Here is a 24,356-nt window from a genome sequence, read left to right as displayed (position 1 = left end):
ATATCATCCGAACTCATGATCGGTCTGGTCCTGATCGCCGCGCGGGCTCTCCACATCACGACACGTTGTGCGCAATTACCCGTGCTCGGCTCCTCTGTGTTGCTCCTCACAAACGGCGGCCTGTATAAACGGAACTCACACCGATGCAGAGGAGTGGTCATCGTGACCGACACCGCAGGCCGTTCGGAAACTCAGGGGACTTCAGGACGGGGTGCGTCGGAGGAGGAGCTGCTGCGCGCGCAGGTCTCGCAGACCATGGCCGCCACGCCCGCCGTCGACGACGCCGCGGGGCCAGACCTCGCCACTCCCCCCGTCGAATCACTGCCGGAGGACGTGCCTGCCGAGCCGGAGACCGGCCGCCCGTGCTCCGTGGACGACTCGCCGGAGACCTCCGCGGGAGGCTACGGGGTGGCCGCGGACGCCAAGTACGTGCCGTTCGACGTCGTGGGCCCCACCCGCCGGGTGCTGCGCAACATGTCCGAGGTACGCCACTTCTTCCGCGTCAACGACGTCCCCGTGTTCTTCGTGGGCGCCACGCCGTTCAACCTGCTGGGCCTGGACCGCTGGGTCCGCAACCTGTCCTACGTCTCCTACTACGACGGCTGGGACGGTGCCCACCCGCGCATCTTCACGCCCAAGGACAAGCCGGCCCGCGAGTTCGAGTCCGGCGAGGACATCAACAACTGGCTGCTGCGCCACCACGAGGTGCGCGCGCACATCGAGTCCCGCACCCCGCACGGCAAGCGGCCCAAGATCGCCCTGGTCTTCTTCAACGAGGAGACGGAGGAGATCTGCGAGGAGCTCGGCTACGACCTGATCCTGCCCAAGGCGGAGCTGCGCGAGATGCTCGACTCGAAGCTCGTGACCACGCGCCTCGGCAACGAGGTGGGCGTGCCGTCCGTGCCGAACATCCTCACCAGCGTGGACTCCTGGGAGGACCTGCGCGCGCAGTCCGAGGACAACGGCCTGGGCACGGACCTGGTGGTGCAGACCGCCTACGGGGACTCCGGCAAGACCACGTTCTTCATCGCCTCGGAGGAGGACTGGAAGAAGCACGCGGACGAGATCGTGGGCCACGAGGTCAAGGTCATGAAGCGCATCAACAACGTGCCCGTGGCGGTGGAGGCGGTGCAGACGAGCGCCGGCACCATCGTGGGCCCGTTCATGACCGAGCTCACCGGCTACGCCGAGCTGACCCCGTACCGCGGCGGCTGGTGCGGCAACGAGACCTTCCCGGACGTCCTGGACGACGAGACCCGGGCCGTGGCGGCCTCCATGGTGCGCAGGCTGGGCGACCGCCTGGGCCAGGAGGGCTACAAGGGCTTCTTCGAGGTGGACGTGCTCGTGGACACGGACACCAAGGACGTCTACCTGGGCGAGCTGAACCCGCGCATCTCCGGCGCCACCGCCATCACGCAGGTCACGGCGGGCGCGTACGCGGACATCCCGCTGTTCCTGTTCCACCTGCTGCAGTACATGGACGTCGAGGTGCAGCTGGACGTGGACGAGATCAACGAGCGCTGGGCGGAGCTCGCGGCCGTGGACGTGTGGAGCCAGGCGGTGGTCAAGGAGACCGGTCCCGGGGTGGCCCGGATCGACAAGGCACCCCGTACAGGCCAGTACTTCGTGAACGCGGACGGGGAACTGGTCTTCCGCCGCGCGGCGCTAGACTGGCACCAGCTCCAGAACTCGTCGGAAGTCTTTTTCATGCGGATCTACGGTCCCGGCGAGTTCCGCTGGAAGGGCGCAGATCTCGGCATCATCGTCTCGGTGGGACGGCTGCAGCGCGCCACCCGGGACGGCCTCGGTCTGAGCATCAGGGCCAAGCACCTGATCGAGTCCTTCCGGAACATGTACGCCGTGACTCCCCTGGTACGCCCGGCAGGGGCCAGGGGATCCGCAGGTTTGAAGGCCTGACTTGCTGAGCGAAACCAGTAGCTCCCCCGGCGCGGGAGTCACTCTCAACAACTGGCAGACGCCCGAGCAGCTCGCATGGTCCTTCCAGCACATCGCGGACATCCTGCCCACCGCCGTGATCTCCCGCGCCGCAGCACCCACCGCCCCGTTCGAGAGCGCACCCGCCCCCGTGGAGGACCTGCCCCTCGTCACGGTGGACGGCAGGTTCCTCACGGTGCGCGAGGTCATGGACTGGACGTACACGGACGGCTGGCTCGTGGAGCACGACGGCCGCCTGCTCGCGGAGCACTACCCGAGCGGCATGGCCCCGGGCACCCGTCATCTGCTGATGTCCGTGAGCAAGTCCCTGGTCAGCCTGGTGGCGGGCTCCCTGTGGGGCGCGGGTCTGCTGCACCCGGACGCGCCCGTGACCGCGTACGTGCCGCAGCTCGCGTACTCCGGCTACGCAGGCGCCACCGTGCGCCAGCTGCTGGACATGCGCACCGGTGTGCGGTTCTCCGAGGAGTACACGGACCCGGACGCCGAGGTGCGCCAGCTCGAGGAGGCCATCGGCTGGAAGGCGTGGACCCACCCGGGCCCGCGCAGCATGTACGAGTTCCTCCTGGGCCTGCAGAAGGTCCGGGAGCACGGCGGGCTGTTCGAGTACCGCTCGGCGGAGACGGACGTCCTCGGCTGGATCTGTGAGGCCGCTGGCGGCGCCCGCATGCCGCAGCTGATGTCCCGGCTGCTGTGGAGCCGCATCGGTGCGGAGGAGGACGCCAACATCGGCGTGGACTCCACCGGCACCGGCATGTTCGACGGCGGCATCTCTGCCTCCCTGCGGGACATGGCCCGTGTGGGCCGCGTGGTGCTGGGCGACGGCGTGTCCATGACGGGCGCGCGGGTCACCCCGGCCGAGTGGATCCACGACACCCTCACCGGTGCACCGGACTCCCGGCAGGTCTTCGCGGACTCCCCCACGGACACCCGGATGCCCGGCGGCATGTACCGCAACCAGTTCTGGATTCCCCGCGAGGGCTCGGACGTGGTGCTCGCCCTGGGCATCCACGGCCAGATGATCTACGTGAACCGCCCGGCCCGTGTGGTCGCCGTGAAGCTCTCCAGCTGGCCGGTCCCCCAGGACGCCTGGATGCTGCTGAGCACCATCACGGCCTTCGACACGATCGCGGCGGCGGTGCAGGAAGGCCGCCTGTGAGCCTGGCCCGCCCCTACGAGGCCGTCCCCGGCAAGCTGCAGCGCGTGAGCTGCTCGGCGGGTGTGGTGCTCGCCCCCAACCCCGGCCCCATGACGCTGGACGGGACCAACACCTGGATCCTCTCGGGCCGGGGTGAGGGCCCGGAGCACCCGCGCTACGGCAACCACCCGTCCGCCCAGGGCCGCGGCGAGTGGCCCGGCCCGGAGGTGGTGGTGGTGGACCCGGGGCCCGCGGACGAGGAGCACCTGCAGGCCGTCGCGGCCACGGGCACCGTGGCGCTGATCCTCGTGACGCACCGCCACGGGGACCACACGGACGGCATCGACCGGCTCCACGAGATCACCGGCGCCCCCGTGCGCGCGGCGCTGCCGGAGTTCTGCCGGGACAGCGGCGAACCGCTGCGGGACGGGGACTCCGTCCTGGCCGCCGGCGTGAGCATCCGCGTGATGGCCGCCCCCGGGCACACCTCGGACTCGGTGTGCCTCCGCCTGCCCCACGACGTCCCGGAGACCGTGCTCACCGGGGACACCGTGCTGGGCCGCGGCACCACCATGATCGACCACCCGGACGGCTCCCTGACCGACTACCTCGCCTCCCTCGAACGGCTCTCGCAGCGCGCCGGTGCCGTGGGCCTGCCCGCCCACGGGGATCCGCTGCCGGACCTGCGCGAGACGTGCCTGGAGCTGCTGCAGCACCGGCGAGCGCGTCTGGAGGAGGTGCGCGGCGTCGTGGACAGGCTGGGCTCCGGGGCGAGCGTCGAGGCGGTCACGGACGTGGTCTACGCGGACGTCCCCGGCGGGGCGCGCCGCGCGGCCGAGCACTCGATCGCGGCGCAGCTCGCCTACCTGGGCCGCTGAGCGCTCCTCCTGGGTACGACGACGCCGCTGCCGCCGCTGCCCGCCAGCCTCACCCCTGGTTCGTGGCGGCCTGCGCGTAGCCGGGCTCCCGGCGCTTGATCCAGGCGATCGCCGCGTAGGTCACGGGCATGATCACGACCTCCACGAGGCACTTGTAGACGTAGCCCACCACGGCGTAGTTCGCGAACGCGGACCACGAGTCGATCCCGATCACGGGTGCGGCCACCGCGCAGAAGATCAGCGTGTCCACGAGCTCGCCCACCAGGGTCGAGGAGATCAGCCGCGCCCACAGGTGCTTCTCGCTGGTGCGCTCCTTGACCTTGACCATCACGTAGGCGTTGAGCAGCTGCCCCACCAGGTAGCCCAGCAGGGAGCCGGCCACGATCAGCGGCACCGGGCCCAGCACCGCCTCGAACGCGGACTGGTTCTCGTAGAACGGGGCGGCCGGGAGGGCGATCACGATCCAGAACACCAGGGACGAGAACGCCCCGAAGAAGAACGAGGTGAGGATCGCCCGGCGGGCGGCGCGGAAGCCGTAGACCTCCGAGACCACGTCCCCCAGCACGTAGGCCAGGGGGAAGAGGAAGAAGCCGCCGTCCGTGATGACCGGCCCGAACTGCACGCCCTTCGTGGCCCCGATGTTGGAGAGCACGAGGATCACGCAGTAGCCCGCGAGGACGAGGTCGAAGTACGTGCGGGGGCGGCTCGCGAAGGCGGCCCCGCGTGCGGGACGGGGCGCGGCGGGGTCGTCACCGGACGGGGAGGCGACGGCGTGCGGCGCGGCGGCAGAGGGGCGCGGCGGGGTGGCGTGGGAAGACACGGGTGTCCTTGGAGTCGAGGGACGTCGAGGGGACGTCGCCTGCCACCCGACGTCGCACCCAGTGTAGTGGGGCGCGGCACCCGGGCGGGGGCGGCCCGTCACGGCCCGGCGTGGAACTCGCGGGGCCGGTGCCGGGCGGAGCACAATACTGTCCATGAGCGAAACCACACGAAACCAGCCGCCCGTCGCCATGACCGTCGCGGGCTCCGAGGCCACCGGCGGCGCCGGCGCGCTCGCGGACATCAAGACCTTCACCTCCCTAGGAGTCTTCGGCTCCCTCGCGCTCACGTGCATCGTGGCGTTCGACCCGGAGAACGGGTGGGACCACCGCGTGACCCCCGTGGACCAGCAGACCCTGGCGAACCAGCTGCAGACCATCACCTCCGCGTTCGACCTGGACGCCGTGAAGATCGGCATGCTCGGCCACCCGGACACCATCCGCACCGTGGCCACCGCCATGAAGGACCTGCAGCCCAAGCACCTGGTGCTGGACCCCGTGCTGATCTGCAAGGGCCAGGAGCCCGGCGCCGCCCTGGACACGGACCAGGCGCTGAAGGCGGAGGTGCTGCCGCTGGCCACGTTCGTGACGCCCAACCACTTCGAGTCTCTCTCGCTGTCCGGGATGGAGTCCATCGACTCGGTGGAGGACCTCAAGGAGGCCGCGCAGCGCATCCACGACTCCTCGGGCGCCGCAGTGCTCGCCAAGGGTGGCGTGCGCCTGGCCGGTCCGGACGCCGTGGACGTGTTCTACGACGGCTCCACCCTGGAGGTGCTCAGCGAGCCCAAGGTCAGCGAGGTGCCCGTCTCCGGCGCCGGGTGCTCCCTGGCCGCCGCCATCACCGCCGAGCTCGCCAAGGGTGCGGCTCCCCTGGATGCTGCCCGGACCGCCAAGAGCTTCGTCACCGCCGGGATCCGGCACCGGCTGAGCTCGCACCTGCCCTTCGACTCCCTGTGGCAGGGCGGTCTCGCCGCTGAGGCGTGACAGAACACCGGCACTGAGATTCCTGTAAGCCTGCCGGGAATGTCCTGTTCCGCGGGGCATTCCCGGCTCGCATGGGGTGGAATGGAGGCAAGAGCCCACGGCCGTCGGCAAACCCTCCATTTTGCTGACAGAATCGGATAAGGTGTCGTCATGCCCCGCATCTCAGCCTCCAGCAACGCCGCGCAGCGCGAGCGCACGCAGCGCTCCATCCTCGACGCGTTCGGAGAGCTGCTCTACAGCAACGGACTGACGGACCTCACGATGACCCGCGTGGCCAAAACCGCCGGTGTGGGCCGTACGGCGGTCTACAACTACTTCGCGGACATGGGCGAGCTGCTCGTGGCCTACGCCCTGGACAAGACCGAGCGCTTCGTCTCGGACCTGAACCGGGAGCTCGCCGCTGTCGAGAACCCGGTGGACCAGCTGGGCGTGTACATCCGCTTCCAGATCGAGGACCTCAGCCGCCGCCACCTGCCCCCGGGCCAGGCGATGCGCACGGTGCTCTCCCCGGAGGACTTCGCCAAGCTGGGCAAGCACGTGGCCCAGCTGCAGGCCGTGCTCTCGGAGATCCTGCAGCGCGCCATGGACGAGGGCTACCTGCCGCAGGGCGACACCGCCGAGCTGTCCCAGCTGGTGCACGGCTCGCTGACAGCCACGGCGGACCGCAGCAAGAGCGTGGAGAGCACCCGCGCGCAGAACGAGCGCACGCAGGCCACCGTCCGCTTCATTCAGCGCGGCCTCGGCGCCCAGTTCGACGCCGACTTCCACCCCGTGCGCCTGCCCGTCCAGCCCCCGGTGCTCAGCGCGGTCTCCTGAGTGGCCTCCCCGTAGCACCGGCCCTCGCGTCACAATCCGACGCGGGGGCCGTTTTCATGCGCAAACCTACCGGGCGGTCACTGGGCGGGCTACAGTTCTGCCATCCCCATCGGACGTGACGACGACGGCGCGGACCGGCGGGCTGCCGGTCCCCCTGTGTATCGGGCTGGGTGCCTCGGTCGTCCGGAACAAAGGACCCTGTCATGGTCACCGTCTCCACCCTTCGCCGCTCTTCCGCCACCGCCCTCGCGGCGCTCGTGCTGGCGGCGGGCTTCTCCGTCGCCGGAACCGCTCCCTCGGAGGCCGCCACCGTGCGGCCCTGCCAGGCGAGCGTCTCCGTCAAGCAGCCGCGCCAGTACACGACCACCGTCGTCAACGTGTCCAAGGTGGGCAACGGCGCGAAGGTCACCACGAGCGCCCACTACAAGACGACCACCAACACCAAGTCCACCAAGGCCTCCACCCGTGGCACGGCCGCCGTGCGCTATCCCATTGCGGGGGCCACGCCGGGTCGCACGGTGCGCGTGGACGTCGTCGCCACCGGCGGCGGCACCACCTGGAAGTGCTCCACCACGTTCACGCCGCGCCGCAAGTAGGCGTGGGCCGGGTCAGCGGCGCATGATGCGGTAGCCACGGCGGGGGTCGTAGCCGTGGACCTCGCGGGTGTCGAGCACAGCCATGAACGCGAGGACCTCCGCCGTGATGGCCTGGCCCGGCACCAGGATCGGAAAGCCGGGCGGGTAGGGCGTCACGAAGGCCGCCGAGACGGGTTCCTCGCCGCGCGCCACCCGCTCGCGCAGCGCGTCCCCCAGCACGTACTCCACGGCCCCTCGCTGACCGCGGTAGAAGGCGGCGCGCATGTCCCCGTCGGGCAGCACGCCGTCCGTGGCGTAGGGCGGGGCGAAGGAGCTGAAGTCCGGCAGCGGCGGCATCTCCCGCTCGTCCGGGGCGACGACGCTCGGGGCGCTCTGCGCGCAGTCCTCCTCGAAGCGCTCCGCCAGTTTCACCAGCACCTCTATGAGGTAGGCGATCGCACTGCGGGAGGTGCCGATGTTCGTCATGAACAGCACGGTGTTGCGGCTCGTCTTGTTGACCTGGATCCCGTAGCGGTCCATGAGGTACTCGTGTTTGAACGTGTCCCCGTCCACGCCCGTGCGGCTGATCTCGATGGTGATGCGCGAGGGGTCCACCACGAACTCGTCCTCGGCCCACGCCTTCCACATGGACGCGGTGCCGTCCCGCATGGGCATGGGCCGCTGGGTCTGCCGGTTCTCCGGCGGGATCAGGTGGTGTGCCGTGAGCACCGTGAAGGTCCTGCGCAGCAGCGGGTGCCGGGCGATCGCCTGGGCAAGACTCGTGGCGAGGTCCAGCTGCTTCTGCACGAGCTCGTAGCCCTCGAGCTCCACCTGCCGACGCCCGATGTCCAGGGACGCGAGGATCTGGTAGTTCGGGGAGGTCGAGGTGTGCGTCATGAACGCCTCGTGGAAGGGGTCCTCCGCCTCCCGGAACCACTCCTGGTCGTAGACGTGGATCATGGACCCCTGCCGCAGCGCAGTGAGGGTCTTGTGCGTGGACTGCGTGGCGTACACCCGGATCTGGGCGTCCGGGGCGGGCACGAGCCGCTCGGTCAGCCAGACCTCGTCCGGTGCGGGGGTGCCGTCCGGCGCGTAGAGCCGCTCCTGCTGCTGCCTGTGGGCGGCCTCGTGGGCGCGAGTGCCGAGCCGGTGCTCGAGCCTGCGGGCAGAGGCCATGGCCGTACGCCGTCGTGTCACGGGGTGGAAGGCGGCGAACGCAAACCACGCCTCGTCCCACAGGAACACGAGGTCGGGCTTGATGGCCAGGCACTCCGCCATGACCCGCTCGGGGTCGTAGACGATGCCGTCGAAGGTGCAGTTGGTCAGCGTGATCATCCGCACCTCGTCCAACCGGCCCTGCGCCCTGTAGTCCAGCAGCAGCTGCTTGATCCGGCTCAGCGGGACGGCCCCGTAGAACGCGAAGTCGTTGAGCGGGTACGCCTCCAGGTAGGCCGGCCGGGCTCCGGTGAGCATCACGGCGTGGTGGTGGGACTTGTGGCAGTTGCGGTCCACGAGGACCACGTCGTTCGGCGCCGTGAGCGCCTGGTGCACGATCTTGTTGGCCGTGGACGTGCCGTTCGTGACGAAGAACGTGTGCTTGGCCCCGTACGCGCGGGTGGCCAGGTCCTGCGCCTTCTTGATCGCCCCGGTGGGTGCGAGCAGCGAGTCCAGCCCGCCCGACGTCGCACTCGTCTCCGCGAGCAGCAGGTTCAGCCCGTAGAAGTCCGAGAGGTCGCGGATCCACGGGGAGGACATCACCGAGCCCCCGCGAGCCACGGGCAGCGCGTGGAACACTCCCACGGGGCGCCGGGCGTGCTCCTGGATGGCGGAGAAGAAGGGCGTGTCGTAGAGGTGTGAGACCCGGCGCAGCAGGGACAGGTGCAGCTCCAGCTGGTCCTCGCGACGGAACACCCGCCGGAACCGCCGGGTCAGCGCCCCGGCCAGGTCCTCGATGTGCGCGCCCGCCACGAGGTAGAGGTCGAGTTCCGGACGCAGCCCTGAGAGGGTGTCCGCCAGCCCGAGCACCCGCTGCACGGACGCGAGTGAGCTGCGCCCGGACGCGGCCCCCGGGACCACCTGCTCGCGGGCAAGGCCGACGGTCTCCGTCAGGTCCTTGCTGAACTTCTCCCGTGTGTGCTCACTGAAACCGGGGCGCAGCACGCACGCGAGGATGTGCGGGTTCGTGAGGATCGCCGCCACGGCGTCGTCCGCGGACGGGACGATCACGTAGTCGTAGACGAAGTCGTCAGCGGGGTTGCGCAACCGCAGCGTCTCGGCGCGCAGGGCGTCCCTGTCCTGCGGCCGGATCTGGTCGACCACCAGGACCTCGAAACGCGGCCGGGTCTCCTCGTCGTTGAGCTGCTCGGCGCGCTCCTGCTCGTCGAGGAAGTCGTCCCGGGGCTCGTCCGGGAGGGTGTCCCTGCGCAGCCGCCGGACCACGCGCCGGATGCGGTCCTGGGCGGCCGGGTAGTCCCCCGCCTCGAGCAAGTCGCGGATGGCCATCACGTAGCGCTGCCCGAAGCCGCCCCAGTAGAGCTCGATGGTCTCCAGGGCCCGGAGGTTGCGCTGGATCTCGCCGTCGCCCGCGAGCGCCTCCGCGTGGTCGTGGTCCGTGGCCAGGCGCTTGACCGCGAATCCCAGGTACTCCCAGCAGTCGCTGCGCAGCCGCCACGTGGACACCGGCATTCCGGGGTCACGCTCCATGGGAGCCGGACGGGCGGAGATCCCGCGGGAATCCTGCGCGCGCGGTGCGGCGGCGTCGTGCGGCCGTGGTGTCATGGTTCCCCGATCATCGGCTGTGCCCTGGCTCACAGTCCACCCTACGCGCGGCGGGGCCACCGGCCCGACTCTGCGGCGGGATGTGAACCGCGGGGTGGTGCACCCAGCCCGCGATCCGGTCGTTTCCCGCCCGCGTCCACGGTCCGGCGCCGCTCTCGCGATCCGGGCGGGAGGCCCGGCGACCGAGACGCGCGGGACCGGGCCCGACGACGTCGTCGTCGCCCGGCCACCGCCGGTCAGCGGCCCCGCCGGAACCTCAGGTCCTCGACGGTGGCGCGGACGGCAAGCTTCGAGGCACGGAGCCGCGATCGCACCGCGACTCGCTCCGAGACCCGGGTCCGGAAGGTCCTCGGTGGGGCCACCGCATCCTCCTCGGCTTCGCGGGCCAGAACGTCCGGGGGTCGGACGCTCGAGACACCGGCAAAGGTGACCAGGCTGGGACGCAGGAACGCCACGTCCAGCCCCGCCTCGTCCCGGAAAAGCGACCACGCGTCGGAGACGAAGTCGAGCTTTCCATCGGGCAGGGACCGCACGAAGGCATCGAAGAGTCGCGCACCTCGACGCGTGAACAGGTACAGACCCGTGCAGTCACCCTGGCCGGCGAGCCGGCCCACGCGGTAGCTGCGCTCACCGCCGCGGATCACACGTGACAGGAGGGACAGCTGCGACATGCCCATGAACATGCGGCGGACGTGGAGCCGCGGATGGATGCCCCAGCCGTCCGCGAGCACCACGACATCGTACGGGAGCGGCGCACTCGCGAGCGCACGCAGAACGAGCGGGAAGTCCACGGTGAACCGCGCGTCGTCCTCCGCCACGAGGAGCAGATCCGTTTCCTCGCCGCTCTCGACGGCGAACTGCCGGATGACCTGGGCATGGCTGACGGCGCACCCGATCTGTCCGGGCAACGGAGGACGACCGTACCGCTCGGCGAAACGCTCCGCGCTGAAGAGAGGGCCCCAGTCCTGGGTGGCACCGTGGAAGGCGTCCGAGACGTCGAAGGCCCCAGACAGCGGCTGGGCAAGGAAGCCGGGTCGCCTGTTGCTGCCGGGGAGGCTGATGACGACCGCTCGAGACACCGGAAGGTGCAGTTCGACCATGACCCACAGAGTACCCACTGGCGGGTGCCCTGCGGCGGTTGCCGAGCATTTGTCGTGGCGAGTTGGTCGAGAGCCGATTGGTGGGGCACGCGGCGCCCCCGCACAGGTGGACGGAACGAGCTCGTGGCTCCCTTCCTGGAACGGCCGGAACGACGAGACCCCCGGTCCGTCGTGGGGCGGTCCGGGGGTCTCGGTCGTGGCGGAGGATGGGGGATTTGAACCCCCGAGGGCGTTAACCCAACACGCGTTCCAGGCGTGCGCCATAGGCCGCTAGGCGAATCCTCCAGGCTCGCACGAGAACCGCTGACGCGGGCAACGTGCGGCAATCAGCATAGCGGAGTTGTGGCGCCGGACGCGAATCGTCGCAACGGCCGGGTGGCGGAGGGGCGGTTCGAACTCCTGGCGTGAGTGGGCTAAAGTATGGGTCAGCCCCTCGTGTGGCGCCATCTCGTAAAACTCCCCCAGGGCCGGAAGGCAGCAAGGGTATATGGGCTCTGGCGGGTGCACGGGGGGTCTTCTCATTCCCGCTCCCCACCCCCGCGAGCACCCGGTGCGTGTCCGAGACCCCCGCTAAGGTTTCCTACGTGACTACAGCCCTGTACCGCCGCTACCGCCCGGAGACCTTCGAGGACGTCATCGGTCAGGAGCACGTGACCGAGCCCCTCATGACGGCTCTGCGCAAGAACAGGGTGAACCACGCCTACCTCTTCTCCGGGCCGCGCGGCTGCGGCAAGACCACCTCGGCCCGCATTCTCGCGCGCTGCCTGAACTGCGCGGAGGGCCCCACTGCCACGCCCTGCGGCCACTGCGAGTCCTGCCGGGACCTCGCCCGGGACGGTGCCGGCTCCCTGGACGTCATCGAGATGGACGCTGCCTCTCACGGCGGCGTGGACCATGCCCGTGACCTGCGCGAGCGCGCCACCTTCGCGCCCGTGCGGGACCGCTACAAGATCTTCATCATCGACGAGGCTCACATGGTCACGCGAGAGGGCTTCAACGCGCTCCTGAAAATCGTGGAGGAGCCGCCGGAGCACGTGAAGTTCATCTTCGCCACCACGGAGCCGTCCAAGGTCCTCACCACCATCCGTTCCCGCACGCACCACTACCCGTTCCGGCTGGTGCCCCCGGAGCCGCTCATGACGTACCTGGAGCAGCTGTGCCGGGAGGAGGGCGTGGCCACCGAACCGGGTGTGCTCTCCCTCGTGGTCCGCGCCGGCGGCGGCTCCGTGCGCGACTCGCTCTCCGTGCTGGACCAGCTCATGGCCGGCTCGGACGAGAACGGCATCACCTACGACCTCGCCGTCGCCCTGCTGGGCTACACGCACGCCGCCCTGCTCGACGACGTCGTGGACGCCTTCGCCGCCGGAGACGCCGCCACGGTCTTCTCCTCGGTGGACCGGGTGATCCAGACGGGCCAGGACCCCCGCCGCTTCGTGGAGGACCTGCTGGAACGCTTCCGGGACCTTGTGGTGGTCAACGCGGTGCCGGACTCCGCGGACAACATCCTGCACGGCATGCCCACGGACCAGATCAACCGGCTGCGCAACCAGAGCACCCAGCTGGGCGCGGCGGAGCTGTCCCGCTCCGCGGACATCATCAACGAGGCGCTCAACGAGATGACGGGTGCCACCTCCCCGCAGCTGCACCTGGAGCTGCTGTGCGCTCGGATCCTGCTGCCCGCCGCGGACCACACCACGCGCGGCATCACCTCCCGCGTGGACCGGCTGGAGCGTCGGCTGAGCATCCCGCGCGGGGCCGGGATCCGGCAGGGAACGGGGGACACCGCGACGTCGTCCGCCGGAACCGCGGCACCCGAACCTGTAGCGCCCGAACCCGCAACGCCGGAACCCACTGCGCCCGCCCCCCCGGCGACGGCGGGCCACGAGACTTCTCCGGTCGTCGAGCAGCCGCGCGGTGGCGAGCAGGACGGTCCCTCGCTGCCCGTGGCCCCGGACGGCTCCACCCCGGCCGGTGCGGACGCGAACGGCTCGGCCGAGGGTCGGCCCACCGAGCAGACCCCGGACGTCCGGGAGCCCACCGACCCGCAGGACGAGTCCGAGGAGACGGAGGGAAGCGCCCACCCCGCGGCCGGTGAGCCCGTGCCGGAGCAGGCCCGCGGACCCCAGGCGCAGCATCCCCCGGCCGACGGCACCGTCGACGATTCACAGCAGTCCTCGCTCGCCGGTTCCCGGATGCAGGAGGGGACCTCCCGTCCCGCCCAGCAGCCCGCGCCGGCAGCACAGTCGCGCCCGGGTTCCGGGCCCGACGCCGCCCACTCCCGGGCCGACGCACCCGCCGCCCCCTCGTCCGGCATCCCCGCGTCCGCCACGGCCACCTCCAGCACGTCGGCATCCGGTGGCACCTCGACGGACAGCGTCTCCGAGCGCACCGCGTCCCGGGAGGCCGCCCCGCAGCCGCCGCAGGTTCCGGAGGAGCAGAGCGCCCCGAGCGACGTCACCAGCGGCGAGCTCGAGCTGCTGCGCTCCTCGTGGCCCGAGATCGTCTCCGCCCTGGCGGAGATCCGTCGTGTCGCCTGGGCCATCACCGTGCGCGGCACCCCCATCTCGTACGAGAACGGCACACTGCGGATCGCGTTCGAGGGCGACGGCGACATCCTCAACTTCCCCCGCTTCGAGGCGGACGTCCGTAACGCCATCCAGACCGTCGTGGGCCTGGACTGCGCCGTGGAGGCCGTGCGCCCCGGGGACACCCAGGGCCGTTCCCGGGGACAGGAACCCGGCGGCCCGGGCCCCCGTCCGACCAACGGGCCCGGTGGGACGAACGGGCCGCCAAACCGGCCGAACGGGTCCAACGGGTCCAACGGGTCCAACGGGTCCAACGGGCAGGGTGCGTCCAGCGCACAGGGGCCCTCGCGCGGCCGCCGCCCGACAGGAGGGGCACCCGCCGACGGACGCTCCCGCGATCAGCCCGACTACTTCCGCGACCCCGAGGGCTTCGGGGTCAACCGCCACCGCGGCCCGCAGAACCGGGACCCCGCCCCGTCGCGGACCGCCACCGCTCTCGCCGAGGACGATGACGAGCCCGTCACGTCCTGGTCCGTTGCCGCCATCCCGCAGCCGGGTTCCACCACGAAGCCGGACACAGGCCCGGGTACCACCTCCAATGCGGCCGAGGTGGCCCACGCCGCTGACGCCGCCGCTGCGTCCGCACCCCAGGGGGGCGAAGATTCCACGTCGGAGCACCCCCGGCGGGAGCACGGTGAGCCCGAGCGGATTGCGGCCAGCACGCCCGACGCCGTCGGTTCAGAACCGCCCGCCCACGCGGATCCCGCAGGTCCCTCAGCGGAGGCCGCGCAGTCGGAGGCACCGGGTTCCCCTGCCGGGGAGTCTGCTGCGGAGGACTCTGCGGAGGCGGTGACCGTGGATCCCGGGCTGGCGGCACCGGGGACATCCGTGCCTGGTCCAGCGTCGTCGGCCCAGTCGTCATCCCAGTCCGAACCCTCGCATCGGTCCGGAGGATGGTCTCACCCCGGGGGCTCTGCCGCATCCGGGGCCTCGCCCCAGACCGGTCAGCCCGGAGATTCGTCCCCGTCCGGGTCCCCGCACCAGTCCTCACCTCAGTCATCGCGAGGGACAGATCGTCACGCGGACCGCGGGCCCGAGTACTGGAGCCCGGACGAACCCCCGCCTCCCCCGGAGGACGAGCCGCCCGCGGACATGTACGACGCCCCGCTGAGCCGGACGCGACCGGTTCCACGCCGGGACACCCCGGCACCGGATCGGGTCACGGAACCGGGGCCCGGAGCACACGCACCGGCGGCCGCCGATGCCCGCAGTGGCCCTCGCGGCGGCGCTGGCACCGCTCCCCGCCCCGACGGGGGCAGTGCTCCCGGCGACGGCAACGGCAGTCCCGGTGCCACCGGCAGCGGACACGGCACCGGCCCTGGCACTGGCACTGGCACTGGCACTGGCACTGGCAACAGCAACCACGGTGGCGATACCGCATCCGCGGGCTCGCAGGGCAGGCAACCGGGGAGCCGTCCCAGCTGGCGCGAACGCCACGCCGACGCGATCGCTGCCGCGCGTGCCACCACCCCCGGAACCGCAGACCAGAACGGCGGGCAGCGCGGTGACGGCACGGGGTCGAGCGCTGACGACGAGAACTTCGTTCCCGGCGCGGACGACGAGTCCCTCGAGGACTCGTCCCTGTATGGTCGGGCAGCGATCGAGCGGATCCTGGGTGGCATGCTGATCGACGAACGAGCACACGACGCGAACCAGTGACCAGTGCGCCCCGGCCCCGTGTGCCGAGCGCCGAACGCACAGGCCGGAGCGGGATCGGATCCCGGCCCGGTCTCCAGGGCGCGTCAACCGGTGCCAGGACCGAGTCCGGTGTTCCGGAACGGGCAAGCTGCACCCACACCCCGGGGCACAGGGCACAGGGCACAGATTCCACGATCCAGCACCCGGAGCACGGAGTCCGGAGCAAGCAGCCCGGGCGGCGTCATCGAGCGGGCGACCCCCGCACCGCAGACCACTGAAGGAGCACGGTGTACGAAGGACCGGTTCAAGACCTGATCGACGAGCTGGGCAGGCTGCCCGGCGTGGGGCCGAAGTCCGCCCAGCGCATTGCGTTCCACCTGCTGGACGCGGACAAGGACGAGGTCCAGCAGCTCGTGGACGCCATCACCACGGTGAAGACCTCTGTGTCCTTCTGCGTGATCTGCGGCAACGTCACCGAGCAGGCGGAGTGCGCCATCTGCCGTGACGCCCGCCGGGACCGCAGCGTGATCTGCGTGGTCGAGGAGTCCAAGGACGTCATGGCCATCGAACGCACCCGCAGCTACCGGGGCCTCTACCACGTGCTCGGCGGCGCCATCTCCCCGCTGCAGGGCGTGGGGCCGGACCAGCTGCGCATCCGTGAGCTGATGACCCGCCTGTCGGACGAGGCGGTCCAGGAGATCGTCCTGGCCACGGACCCCAACCTGGAGGGCGAGGCGACCGCCACCTACCTCTCCCGGCTGCTGAAGACCCTCGGCATCCGGGTGACCCGCCTGGCGTCCGGACTGCCCGTGGGCGGTGACCTCGAGTACGCGGACGAGGTCACGCTGGGCCGCGCGTTCGAGGGCCGCACGGTGGTCTCCGAGGCCGGCTGACACGCGGCGTCGGGCCCGGAAGTCACCGCCGACGTGTGTGACCTGCGCCGTCCCACCGGCTCGGGGCCGCGGCGGGTGAGCCGATAGCATGGGCACTGATCCCCGTCACCTCCCGCCCGTCGGGATGCGTGCCTGTCCGTGAGAGGAATGCATGAGCCTCATTGTCCAGAAGTACGGCGGTTCGTCCGTCGCCGATGCCGACGGCGTGCGTCGGGTCGCCCGGCGGGTCGCCGAGACCCGGAACGCCGGACACCAGGTCGTCGTCGTGGTCTCCGCCATGGGTGACACCACGGACGACCTGCTGGACCTCGCCAACGAGGTCGCCCGCAAGCCACCGGCCCGTGAGCTGGACATGCTGCTGACCTCTGGGGAGCGGATCTCCATGGCGCTGCTGGCCATGGCCATCTCGGACCTCGGGGTGCCCGCGCAGTCGTTCACCGGCTCCCAGGCCGGGATGATTACGGACGGCGCCCACGGTGCCGCGAAGCTCGTGGAGGTCAGCCCGCTGCGCGTGAGCGAGGCGCTCGAGGCCGGCAACGTGGCCATCATCGCCGGCTTCCAGGGCATGAACCGCACCTCCAAGGACATCACCACGCTCGGCCGTGGCGGCTCGGACACCACCGCCGTGGCACTGGCCGCCGCACTGGACGCGGACGTGTGCGAGATCTACTCGGACGTGGACGGGGTCTACTCCGCGGACCCGCGCATCGTGCCCTCCGCCCGGAAGCTGGACCGCGTCTCCTCCGAGGAGATGCTCGAGCTCGCGGCCAACGGCGCCAAGATCCTGCACCTGCGCTGCGTGGAGTACGCCCGCCGTTTCGGCGTGCGGCTGCACGTCCGCTCGTCCTTCACCCACAACCAGGGCACCTGGGTGATTCCCAGCCCCGATGAGATGCCCACGCCCCAGAAGGAGATTCCCTTGGAACAGCCGTTGATCGCCGGTCTCGCGCATGATCGCAGCCAGGCCAAGATCACGATCGTCGGAGCGCCGGACCACCCGGGCATCGCCTCGCGGATCTTCCGCCTGCTGGCGGACTCCAAGGTCAACGTGGACATGATCGTGCAGAACGTCTCCACGGGCGAGCACCCCCTCACGGACGTGTCCTTCACCCTGGACGAGTCCCAGGGTGAGCTGGCCATGAACCTGCTGCGCGCCGCCGAGGAGAAGATCGGCTACACCCGCCTGGACTACAACAGCGAGGTGGGCAAGCTCTCCCTGGTGGGCGCGGGCATGAAGACCAACACGGGCGTGGCGTTCACGTTCTTCGAGGCCCTGGCGGACGCGAACGTCAACGTGGACATGATCTCCACCTCCGAGGTGCGCATCTCGATCGTCACCGGCGTGGACAGGCTCGACGACGCCGTGCGAGCCGTCCACACCGCCTTCGGCCTGGACTCGGACGAGACCGCCACGGTCTACGGCGGCACGGGACGCTGACCCGGGCTTCCACCCATGGCCGCTGACACCTCCGACCGCGCGACCCCTGGCACGCCGGGCGCCTCTGACGCGCCTGGACGCCCGACGACTTCCGACACCGCAGAGGCTCCCGGGGCCGGGGAGCCGCGCCAGGCGCAGGAGCCCGACGCCGCCCGGGGACCTGACGCGCGCCCGGAGCCGGGGCAGGGCCCCGTCGAGGACCCCCTGGCCCTGGCCAATCAGCTGTGCTTCTCGCTGTCGGTGGCCTCGCGCACGGTGGTGCAGAGCTACCGCCCGGTCCTGGAACCGCTGGGGCTCACGCACCCCCAGTACCTGGTGATGCTCGCGCTGTGGGGTTCCGCGCCGCGCACGGTGAAGGACCTCGCGGAGCAGATGAACCAGGACTCCGCCACCATCTCGCCGCTGCTCAAACGGCTCGAGGCCCGGGGGTACGTGACGCGCGAGCGCGATCCCCACAACGAGCGCGCACTGGCCGTCGCCCTCACCCCGGAGGGCACGGCCCTGCGGGAGCGGGCGAGAGAGGTCCCGCTGCGCATGATGCAGCGGCTGAACATCGGCCCGGACCAGGTGCACGCCCTCAACGAGCAGATGCACCGGCTCATCACCAGCGCCCGGGACCTCGACGATGCCTGAGCCCACCCCCGGCGCGGAAAACCTGCTCACGTGCATGCCCCGCGAGGAGTGGACCCGCCGCGCAGAGGCCCACGAGGCACGTGTGAGACCGTGGACCCAGCCCTTCCTGGACCGGCGGTTCCGCGGGGAGAAGCACCCGGTGGAGGACTTCCTCTTCACCTACTACACGCTCTCCCCCGGCCAGTTCACGCGCTGGCACCAGGGCCCCGGGGTGATCCTCCTGGACGCCCCGGAGCGCGAGGAGTGGAAGTTCTACCGTGCCGCCACGCCCGCGGAGCTGACGGCGGCGGGCGCGCCCGAGGGCGCGAGCGGCGTCGTCGTGGCGGCCGAGGCCTTCCTCGCCAAGCGCGAGACGGCGGTGCGGTTCACCCGCGAGCTGCTCGGCAGAACAGCGGCCAACCCCGCGACCTTCGACTGCTTCGGGCTGCACGAGTGGGCCATGGCGTACCGGGCCGAGAGCAACGGGGTGCGCCACGAGGACGCACCGCTGCGACTGGGAGCCGAGGGCACGGACGAGGTGGTGGAGACCCACAGGATCCGCTGCTCCCACTACGACGCGTTCCGCTTCTTCCAGCCGCAGGCGGTGGAGCGCAACCAGCTGCAGCCCACCCGGGAGACGCAGCGCAGGATGGAGCAGCCCGGCTGCCTGCACGCCACCATGGACCTCTACAAGTGGGCGTACAAGCTGCTGCCGGCCGTGGACTCGGACCTGCTGGCCGACTGCTTCGAGCTGGCGTGGGACGTCCGCGCCACGGACATGGCGGCCTCCCCCTACGACCTCCAGGACTGGGACGTGGAGCCCGTGCGGATCGAGACACCGGAGGGCAAGGCGGAGTACGTGCGCCGGCAGCGGGCGTTCGCCGCGCGCGGTGCCTCCCTGCGCCCCCGGCTGGTGGCCGCCACGGACCGGCTGCTGGCGGTCGCGGCGTGAGCTGGCACGAGGTTCCCGACGCCGCCGCGGTCGCCCGGGCGCTCGCGGAACCGCTCAGCGCGGTGCCGGTGCGCGTGGCCGGGCGGGCGCTGGTGCTCACCAGGGACGGAGCCGGGCGGCTGCACGCCCTCGCGAACGAGTGCCCCCACCAGGGCGCCACGGTGTGCCGGAGCCCGAGCTCCGGGGCGGACCATCTGGAGTGCCCCAACCACTTCTGGGTCTTCGACCTCGCGGGGACGTTCGGGGGTTCGCGTCTGGCACTGGATGCCGGACGCACTGCACCTCCGGACCCTGCCAAGAACCTCGCGGAGCACCCGTGCCGGGAGGTCGCCGGCGTCGTCGAGGTGCGGCTGTGAGTGTCGAGGCGCAGCTGTGAGTCCCGAAGCGCAGCCGTGAGCGTCGAGGTGACCGCGGGTCCGGCGCGTCAGGCCACGTGCACGTAGCGGTGCTCGGGGCGGCCGCGGCTGCCGTAGCGCAGCTCCAGGCGCAGTTCACCGCGCTGGGCCATGGCCGAGAGGTAGCGCTGAGCCGTGGCCCGGGAGATCCCCACGGCGCGGGCCACGTCCATCACCGTGACCTCCCCGCCCTCCACCACGGCGGCGAGCACCGAGGTCTCCGTGGCGGACGCGCTCGGCCCGGAGGACGTCTCCTCCGCACCCGTCACCGCCCTGCGCGCACGGTCGATCGCCGCCTGGTCCAGGGGCCCGGGAGCGTCCAGCTGGCGACGGTAGCGGGCGTAGCCGCGCAGCTTGGACTGCAGCGCCTCCGGCTCGAAGGGCTTGAGCAGGTAGGCGAGCGCCCCGCGCCGGAACGCCGCCGTGACGGTGGCACGCTCGGACGCCGCCGAGAGCACGAAGGCGTCCACGTCCACGGCGCGCAGCACGTCCAGCCCGGAGCCCTGGGGGAAGTACATGTCCACGAGCATGAGATCCGGTGACGTCTCGGCCACCGCCCTGCTCACGGCCCGCAGGTCGTGCACCGGCGGCAGCGCCGTGAACCCCGGGACGGCGTCCACGTAGCCCACGTGCAGCGCGGCCACGTGGAAGTCGTCGTCGATGACCAGCACCCTGAAGTCGCTCATGGTTCCCCCTGCTCCGTGTCCGTTCCCACTGCCAGCACGCCCGGCAGCCGCGCGACGAAGACCGCGCCCTGCCCCTCCTCCGCCCCGCCGGGGTCCGCGAGCCACACGTCCCCGCCCATGGTGCGGGCCAGCCGCCGGGAGAGGCTGAGCCCCACCCCGTGGCCGTGGACGTCCAGGCCCGGTTCCTCGCGCGTGCTGACCCCGGAGGCGAAGATGTCCAGCCCCGAGGCCACGCCCGCGCCGGAGTCCGCCACCGCGAGGTGGAGCGTGGAGCCCTCCCCGATGAGGTCCACCTCCACCCAGCGCCCGCCGTCCCCGTCCGCCGGGGAGCTGTCCCCGGCCGGCGCAGAACCCTCGGGCGCCTCGATGACCGCTGTCAGAGCGTTGTCGATCAGGTTGCCCAGGATCGCCGTCACGTCCTGCGCCTCCACGAGCTGGCCCTCCAGCACCGTCTCCGGGCCCACCCGCAGGTCGACGCCGCGCTCGTGGGCCTGGACCCCCTTGGCACCGATGAACGCGCGCAGGAACGGGTCCGTCACGGCGGAGATGTTCGCCACGGGATCCCGCACGGGCCCGGAGGCCATGATCTGCGCGACGTAGTCCCGCGCGTGCTCGCTCTCCCCGTTGGCGAGCAGCCCGGAGATGGTGTGCAGCCGGTTGGCGAACTCGTGGCGCTGGGCGCGCAGCGCATCGGTCATCGCGCGCATCGCGGAGAGCCGGCTGCGCAGGTCTTCCACCGCGGTGAGGTCTCGCAGCAGCACCACCTGGCCGAGGTCCACGCCGTCCCGGTGGACGCCCTGCACCTGGGCGCGGATCGAGCGGTGGGAGGTGTCCAGGCGGACGACCGACGCCTCGGCGCCCTCCCCGGAGCGCTGCCGCGTGATGGCCTGGGTGAGGGCGTCGTCGAAACCGGCCTGCGTGTACGGCCTGCCCACCACGTCCGCGGCCTCCGAGCGCCGCGGCAGGTCGAGCATCATGCGCGCGGCCTTGTTGCGGATGCTGATCCGGCCGTCCGGGCCGATGCCGATCACGCCGTCCTCCACCCCGTAGAGCACGGCCTCCTGGTCCCGCACGAGCTGCGCCATCTCCTCCGGCTCGAGCCCGAGCGTGGTGCGGCGCAGCCACCGCACGAGCAGCGCGGCCGCCCCCGCGGCGAGCGCCATGGCCAGCACGGCAATGATCGCGATGGACACGGCCGCCTGGCGCACCTGCCCGGTCACGACGGAGACGGGCACGCCCACGCTGACCTCGCCGACCACGCGCTCGCCCTCCCGCACGGGCACCTTCGCCCGCACGGACTCGCCGAGCGTCCCCGCGTCCCGCGAGACGGACTCCCGCCCGCCCAGGGCGTCCGGCGAGGTGCTGACCTCCCGGCCGAGCTCGGCGGCGTCGGGATGGGAGAGGCGCACGCCGCGGTCGTTGGTGACCACCACGAACAGCGCCCCGGTGCGCTGGCGCACCGCCTCCGCGCGCTGCTGGACGGGCCCGTCCGCGAGCCGCGCGGCGTCGAGGGAGGTGGCGCCGGAACTCTCCCGTGCGGCGTCGACGACGGCGGGGTCCGCGGCGAGCGTGCGCCCGATCCCCAGGGCCTCCCGCTCCGCCTGGTCGTACACGCGCTCCACGCTCAGCACGAGCACGGCGGCGAGGCACAGCACGACGATCCCGGCCACGATGCCGAACAGCACCACCAGCATGCGGGTGGTGAACGTTCCCGCGGGGGTGCGTCCGGTGGCCATGGGCTCATCCTAGGTCTCTGAACACCTCGTGAGCACAATGCGCACAAACGGCGCAACGAGCACATCCAGCGGCAATGAGCACAACGGCCCGCGCGGGCCCTCCCGCCCCTAGCGTGTGATGCAGCACACGCCGCCTTCGGCTCCGGCTCACACGCCGTCACCCACCCACAGTCCCCAGGAGACGCCCATGCTCGTCGTACTCGGGTTCCTGATGATCGCCACCTTCATGGGGCTCATCATGAGCAAACGCCTCACACCCCTGCTCGCCCTGATCATCGTGCCCACGGTGTTCGGCCTCTTCACGGGCGCGGGTCTGGGCCTCGGCGACATGGTCATGGACTCGGTCAAGGACATGTCCTCCACCGCCGCCCTGCTGATGTTCGCGATCATCTACTTCGGGCTGATGATCGACGTGGGGCTCTTCGACAAGCTCGTGAACCTGATCGTGCGCGCCACCGGCCACGACCCCGCCAAGGTGGTGGTGGGAACCATGATCCTCACGGCCCTGGTCTCCCTGGACGGGGACGGCTCCACCACCTACATCGTGGTCACAGCGGCCATGCTGCCGGTCTACCAGCGCCTGGGCCTGAGCCCCGTGGTGCTCACGTGCGTGGCCGGCCTGACCAACGGCGCGCTGAACATCGTCCCGTGGGGCGGGCCCACCGCGCGCGCCTCGGCCGCCCTGAAGGTCGAGGCCACGGACATCTTCCTGCCCATGCTCCCCTCCCTCGGCGCGGGTCTCGTGGTCATCTTCGTCTTCGCCGTGCTGCTCGGGCGCTCGGAACGACGCCGCCTGGCCGTGGCCGATCCCGCCCGCTGGGGCGCCGGTGCCACCGTGGGCGCGGGCTCCGGCACCGCGGGTGCCGCGGGCGGCTCGGGCTCCCCCGCGCCCGTGAGCATGGGCCTGACCGACACCGCCCTGGACCCCAACCGCGAGTCCCTGCGCCCCCAGCTGTTCTGGTTCAACCTGGTGCTGACCGTGGCCATCATGGTGCTGCTCGTGGTGGACGTGGTCCCCCTGCCCTACCTGTTCATGGTGGGCAGCGCGGTCGCCCTGGTGGTGAACTTCCCCAGGATGACGGACCAGGCGAAGATGCTGGTCTCCCACTCCTCCTCGATCATCGCCGTGGTCTCCATGGTGATGGCGGCCGCGGTGCTCACCGGCATCCTCTCCGGCACCGGCATGGTGGACGCCATGTCCCAGTGGCTCGTGGACGTGATCCCCTCCAGCATGGGCCCGTACATGGCCGTGCTGACCGGGCTCATCAGCATCCCGGCCACGTTCTTCATGAGCAACGACGCCTTCTACTTCGGCGTCCTGCCGGTGCTCACCGAGACCGGCGCGCACTACGGGATCCCCGCCGTGGACATGGCCCGCGCCTCCATCACGGGCCAGCCCGTGCACATGCAGTCCCCGCTGGTCCCCGCGATCCTGCTGCTCGTCTCCCTGGCGGGCGTGCAGCTGGGCGACCACCACAAGAAGGTGCTCTGGCGTGCCCTGGTGGTCTCGCTGGTGATGCTCGTGGTGGGCGTCCTGGTGGGCGCTGTGGCCATCGGCTGACGACGTCGCACCACGCCTCCACGAACGGGCCCACCTCCACGAGGTGGGCCCGTTATGCGTGTCGGAGGGGGCCGGTAGGTTCGTCGATCATGAGCCCCGCCACTCCTTCCGCCCGACGTCCCAGCACCCCCGGTGCCACCTCCCGAACAGCACCCCGGCTGGCCCCGTGTCGACCGCGCGCCGTCGAGACCTTCTCCGGGGACGTGTACGCGGAGGAGAGCCTGGAGGGCCTCACGATCCGCGCCGCCGCGTGGGCAGACCGCGACCTCCACGGCCTCACCCTGCTGGACTGCATCCTGCAGGGCGCGCAGCTGGACGGCACGAACCTCAAGGGCGCGCGGATCCACGACACGGAGGTGGCAGAGCTCAGCGCGCCCTCCCTCACCGCACCGGAGTCCTCGTGGTCCACCGCCTCGGTACGGGACTCGCGGATCGGCGCGGCGGTGCTGCACGGCGGCGTCTGGCGCTCGGTGCTCGTCACCGGGTGCAAGATCGACTTCCTCAACCTGCGGGACACCACGCTGCAGGACGTCATCTTCGAGAACTGCTCGTTCCGTGACGTGGACCTTGTCAACGCCCGCGCCACCCGCGTGGCCTTCCGCGGCTGCCGCGCCGAGACGCTGGACGTCCGCTCCGCCCAGTTCGACGCCGTGGACCTGCGGGGGCTCGAGTTCACCCGCGTGGACGGGCTCGACGCGCTGCGGGGCACGGTGGTCGACGAGCAGCAGCTCATGGCGCTGGCCCCGGCGCTCGCCCGGCGCCTGGGCATCGACGTCCGCTGACGGCGTCCGGGCCGCCCCGGGCAGTCCCGGGCGGCCCC

General features: G+C 71.3%; 19 protein-coding genes, 1 tRNA gene and 1 other RNA gene. 15 read left to right on the top strand and 6 right to left on the bottom strand.

Translation table 11 applies throughout. The annotated features are described in order from the left end of the window. Window positions 1-162 precede the first annotated feature (162 nt). Genes D8M39_RS01565 through D8M39_RS01555 form a run of 3 tightly spaced genes read left to right on the top strand, consistent with a single transcriptional unit; the run spans window position 163 to window position 3,969 of the window. Complete coding sequence (locus tag D8M39_RS01565; RefSeq protein ID WP_238693901.1) at window positions 163-1,917, top strand: biotin carboxylase; 1,755 nt, start codon at window positions 163-165, stop codon at window positions 1,915-1,917. A gap of 1 nt (window position 1,918) precedes the next feature. Continuing rightward, entirely contained in the window at window positions 1,919-3,112 is a 1,194-nt protein-coding gene (locus tag D8M39_RS01560; RefSeq protein ID WP_126874250.1) for a serine hydrolase, read from the top strand. 2 nt (window positions 3,113-3,114) lie between these two features. Next, a complete protein-coding gene (locus D8M39_RS01555) occupies window positions 3,115-3,969 on the top strand; it encodes an MBL fold metallo-hydrolase (protein WP_126874261.1) in 855 nt (284 codons plus the stop codon). Between the two features lie 49 nt (window positions 3,970-4,018). Here D8M39_RS01555 and D8M39_RS01550 read toward each other — a convergent pair whose 3' ends face one another. Further along, entirely contained in the window at window positions 4,019-4,789 is a 771-nt protein-coding gene (locus D8M39_RS01550) for a queuosine precursor transporter (RefSeq protein WP_126874249.1), read from the bottom strand. Between the two features lie 154 nt (window positions 4,790-4,943). Between D8M39_RS01550 and D8M39_RS01545 the strand changes: the two genes are divergently transcribed. From D8M39_RS01545 to D8M39_RS01535, 3 genes are all read left to right on the top strand, one after another. Next, a complete protein-coding gene (locus tag D8M39_RS01545; protein ID WP_055082191.1) occupies window positions 4,944-5,771 on the top strand; it encodes a hydroxymethylpyrimidine/phosphomethylpyrimidine kinase in 828 nt (275 codons plus the stop codon). 150 nt (window positions 5,772-5,921) lie between these two features. Further along, window positions 5,922-6,587 (top strand): TetR/AcrR family transcriptional regulator, encoded by a 666-nt coding sequence (locus tag D8M39_RS01540; protein WP_055082188.1) that lies wholly within the window; start codon window positions 5,922-5,924, stop codon window positions 6,585-6,587. A 203-nt stretch (window positions 6,588-6,790) separates the two neighbouring features. Continuing rightward, window positions 6,791-7,183, top strand: coding sequence for a hypothetical protein (locus tag D8M39_RS01535; protein WP_055082186.1), 393 nt, complete (start codon window positions 6,791-6,793; stop codon window positions 7,181-7,183). 12 nt (window positions 7,184-7,195) lie between these two features. Here D8M39_RS01535 and D8M39_RS01530 read toward each other — a convergent pair whose 3' ends face one another. From D8M39_RS01530 to D8M39_RS01520, 3 genes are all read right to left on the bottom strand, one after another. Continuing rightward, window positions 7,196-9,940: an aminotransferase class I/II-fold pyridoxal phosphate-dependent enzyme gene (locus tag D8M39_RS01530; protein ID WP_055082184.1), complete on the bottom strand. Its 2,745-nt coding sequence runs from the start codon at window positions 9,938-9,940 to the stop codon at window positions 7,196-7,198. Between the two features lie 236 nt (window positions 9,941-10,176). Further along, complete coding sequence (locus D8M39_RS01525; protein WP_126874248.1) at window positions 10,177-11,040, bottom strand: glycosyltransferase family 25 protein; 864 nt, start codon at window positions 11,038-11,040, stop codon at window positions 10,177-10,179. 197 nt (window positions 11,041-11,237) lie between these two features. Continuing rightward, window positions 11,238-11,325, bottom strand: a tRNA-Ser gene (locus D8M39_RS01520). 139 nt (window positions 11,326-11,464) lie between these two features. Between D8M39_RS01520 and ffs the strand changes: the two genes are divergently transcribed. The 7 genes from ffs to D8M39_RS01485 all read left to right on the top strand — a co-directional run bounded on the left by ffs (window position 11,465) and on the right by D8M39_RS01485 (window position 19,514). Next, window positions 11,465-11,561: signal recognition particle sRNA small type (ffs, locus tag D8M39_RS01515), an RNA gene on the top strand. 63 nt (window positions 11,562-11,624) lie between these two features. Continuing rightward, window positions 11,625-15,284, top strand: a complete 3,660-nt coding sequence (locus D8M39_RS13120) for a DNA polymerase III subunit gamma and tau (protein WP_126874247.1) — start codon at window positions 11,625-11,627, stop codon at window positions 15,282-15,284. Window positions 15,285-15,550: 266 nt separating this feature from the next. Further along, window positions 15,551-16,156 carry a recombination mediator RecR gene (gene recR / locus D8M39_RS01505; RefSeq protein ID WP_094393119.1) on the top strand — a complete coding sequence of 202 codons (606 nt, stop codon included), beginning with the start codon at window positions 15,551-15,553 and terminating at the stop codon, window positions 16,154-16,156. Window positions 16,157-16,307: 151 nt separating this feature from the next. Next, window positions 16,308-17,594 (top strand): aspartate kinase, encoded by a 1,287-nt coding sequence (locus D8M39_RS01500; protein ID WP_094393120.1) that lies wholly within the window; start codon window positions 16,308-16,310, stop codon window positions 17,592-17,594. 15 nt (window positions 17,595-17,609) lie between these two features. Next, a complete protein-coding gene (locus D8M39_RS01495) occupies window positions 17,610-18,227 on the top strand; it encodes a MarR family winged helix-turn-helix transcriptional regulator (RefSeq protein ID WP_126874246.1) in 618 nt (205 codons plus the stop codon). Next, entirely contained in the window at window positions 18,220-19,158 is a 939-nt protein-coding gene (locus D8M39_RS01490) for a 3-methyladenine DNA glycosylase (RefSeq protein WP_083482581.1), read from the top strand. Before D8M39_RS01495 ends, D8M39_RS01490 begins: the two co-directional genes overlap by 8 nt. Next, window positions 19,155-19,514, top strand: coding sequence for a Rieske 2Fe-2S domain-containing protein (locus tag D8M39_RS01485; protein WP_055086487.1), 360 nt, complete (start codon window positions 19,155-19,157; stop codon window positions 19,512-19,514). Before D8M39_RS01490 ends, D8M39_RS01485 begins: the two co-directional genes overlap by 4 nt. A 68-nt stretch (window positions 19,515-19,582) precedes the next feature. On the opposite strand, the gene D8M39_RS01480 is transcribed toward D8M39_RS01485, so the two are convergent. Continuing rightward, complete coding sequence (locus D8M39_RS01480) at window positions 19,583-20,239, bottom strand: response regulator (protein WP_055086489.1); 657 nt, start codon at window positions 20,237-20,239, stop codon at window positions 19,583-19,585. Beyond that, entirely contained in the window at window positions 20,236-21,975 is a 1,740-nt protein-coding gene (locus D8M39_RS01475; RefSeq protein WP_055086491.1) for an ATP-binding protein, read from the bottom strand. Before D8M39_RS01475 ends, D8M39_RS01480 begins: the two co-directional genes overlap by 4 nt. Window positions 21,976-22,162: 187 nt before the next feature. Between D8M39_RS01475 and D8M39_RS01470 the strand changes: the two genes are divergently transcribed. Both D8M39_RS01470 and D8M39_RS01465 read left to right on the top strand, forming a co-directional pair. Further along, the gene (locus D8M39_RS01470) at window positions 22,163-23,536 is read left to right on the top strand and encodes a CitMHS family transporter (protein WP_055086493.1); all 1,374 of its coding nucleotides are present in this window, start codon (window positions 22,163-22,165) and stop codon (window positions 23,534-23,536) included. 89 nt (window positions 23,537-23,625) lie between these two features. Next, on the top strand, window positions 23,626-24,318 hold the full coding sequence (locus D8M39_RS01465; RefSeq protein WP_126874245.1) for a pentapeptide repeat-containing protein: 693 nt from the start codon (window positions 23,626-23,628) through the stop codon (window positions 24,316-24,318). Window positions 24,319-24,356 lie beyond the last annotated feature (38 nt).

The sequence above is a fragment of the Kocuria sp. HSID17590 genome, assembly GCF_003989485.1.
Lineage (GTDB): Bacteria > Actinomycetota > Actinomycetes > Actinomycetales > Micrococcaceae > Kocuria > Kocuria salsicia.
This window is presented reverse-complemented; position numbering and strand designations above follow the sequence as displayed.

What these genes read in the sequence shown, in the direction of transcription:
- D8M39_RS01545 (WP_055082191.1), top strand. Translation starts at nt 4,944, where the DNA reads ATGAGCGAAACCACACGAAACCAGCCGCCCGTCGCCATGACCGTCGCG.
- D8M39_RS01540 (WP_055082188.1), top strand. Translation starts at nt 5,922, where the DNA reads ATGCCCCGCATCTCAGCCTCCAGCAACGCCGCGCAGCGCGAGCGCACG.
- D8M39_RS01535 (WP_055082186.1), top strand. Translation starts at nt 6,791, where the DNA reads ATGGTCACCGTCTCCACCCTTCGCCGCTCTTCCGCCACCGCCCTCGCG.
- D8M39_RS01530 (WP_055082184.1), bottom strand. Translation starts at nt 9,940, where the DNA reads ATGACACCACGGCCGCACGACGCCGCCGCACCGCGCGCGCAGGATTCC.
- D8M39_RS01525 (WP_126874248.1), bottom strand. Translation starts at nt 11,040, where the DNA reads ATGGTCGAACTGCACCTTCCGGTGTCTCGAGCGGTCGTCATCAGCCTC.
- D8M39_RS01500 (WP_094393120.1), top strand. Translation starts at nt 16,308, where the DNA reads ATGAGCCTCATTGTCCAGAAGTACGGCGGTTCGTCCGTCGCCGATGCC.
- D8M39_RS01495 (WP_126874246.1), top strand. Translation starts at nt 17,610, where the DNA reads ATGGCCGCTGACACCTCCGACCGCGCGACCCCTGGCACGCCGGGCGCC.
- D8M39_RS01490 (WP_083482581.1), top strand. Translation starts at nt 18,220, where the DNA reads ATGCCTGAGCCCACCCCCGGCGCGGAAAACCTGCTCACGTGCATGCCC.
- D8M39_RS01480 (WP_055086489.1), bottom strand. Translation starts at nt 20,239, where the DNA reads ATGAGCGACTTCAGGGTGCTGGTCATCGACGACGACTTCCACGTGGCC.
- D8M39_RS01475 (WP_055086491.1), bottom strand. Translation starts at nt 21,975, where the DNA reads ATGGCCACCGGACGCACCCCCGCGGGAACGTTCACCACCCGCATGCTG.
- D8M39_RS01470 (WP_055086493.1), top strand. Translation starts at nt 22,163, where the DNA reads ATGCTCGTCGTACTCGGGTTCCTGATGATCGCCACCTTCATGGGGCTC.
- D8M39_RS01465 (WP_126874245.1), top strand. Translation starts at nt 23,626, where the DNA reads ATGAGCCCCGCCACTCCTTCCGCCCGACGTCCCAGCACCCCCGGTGCC.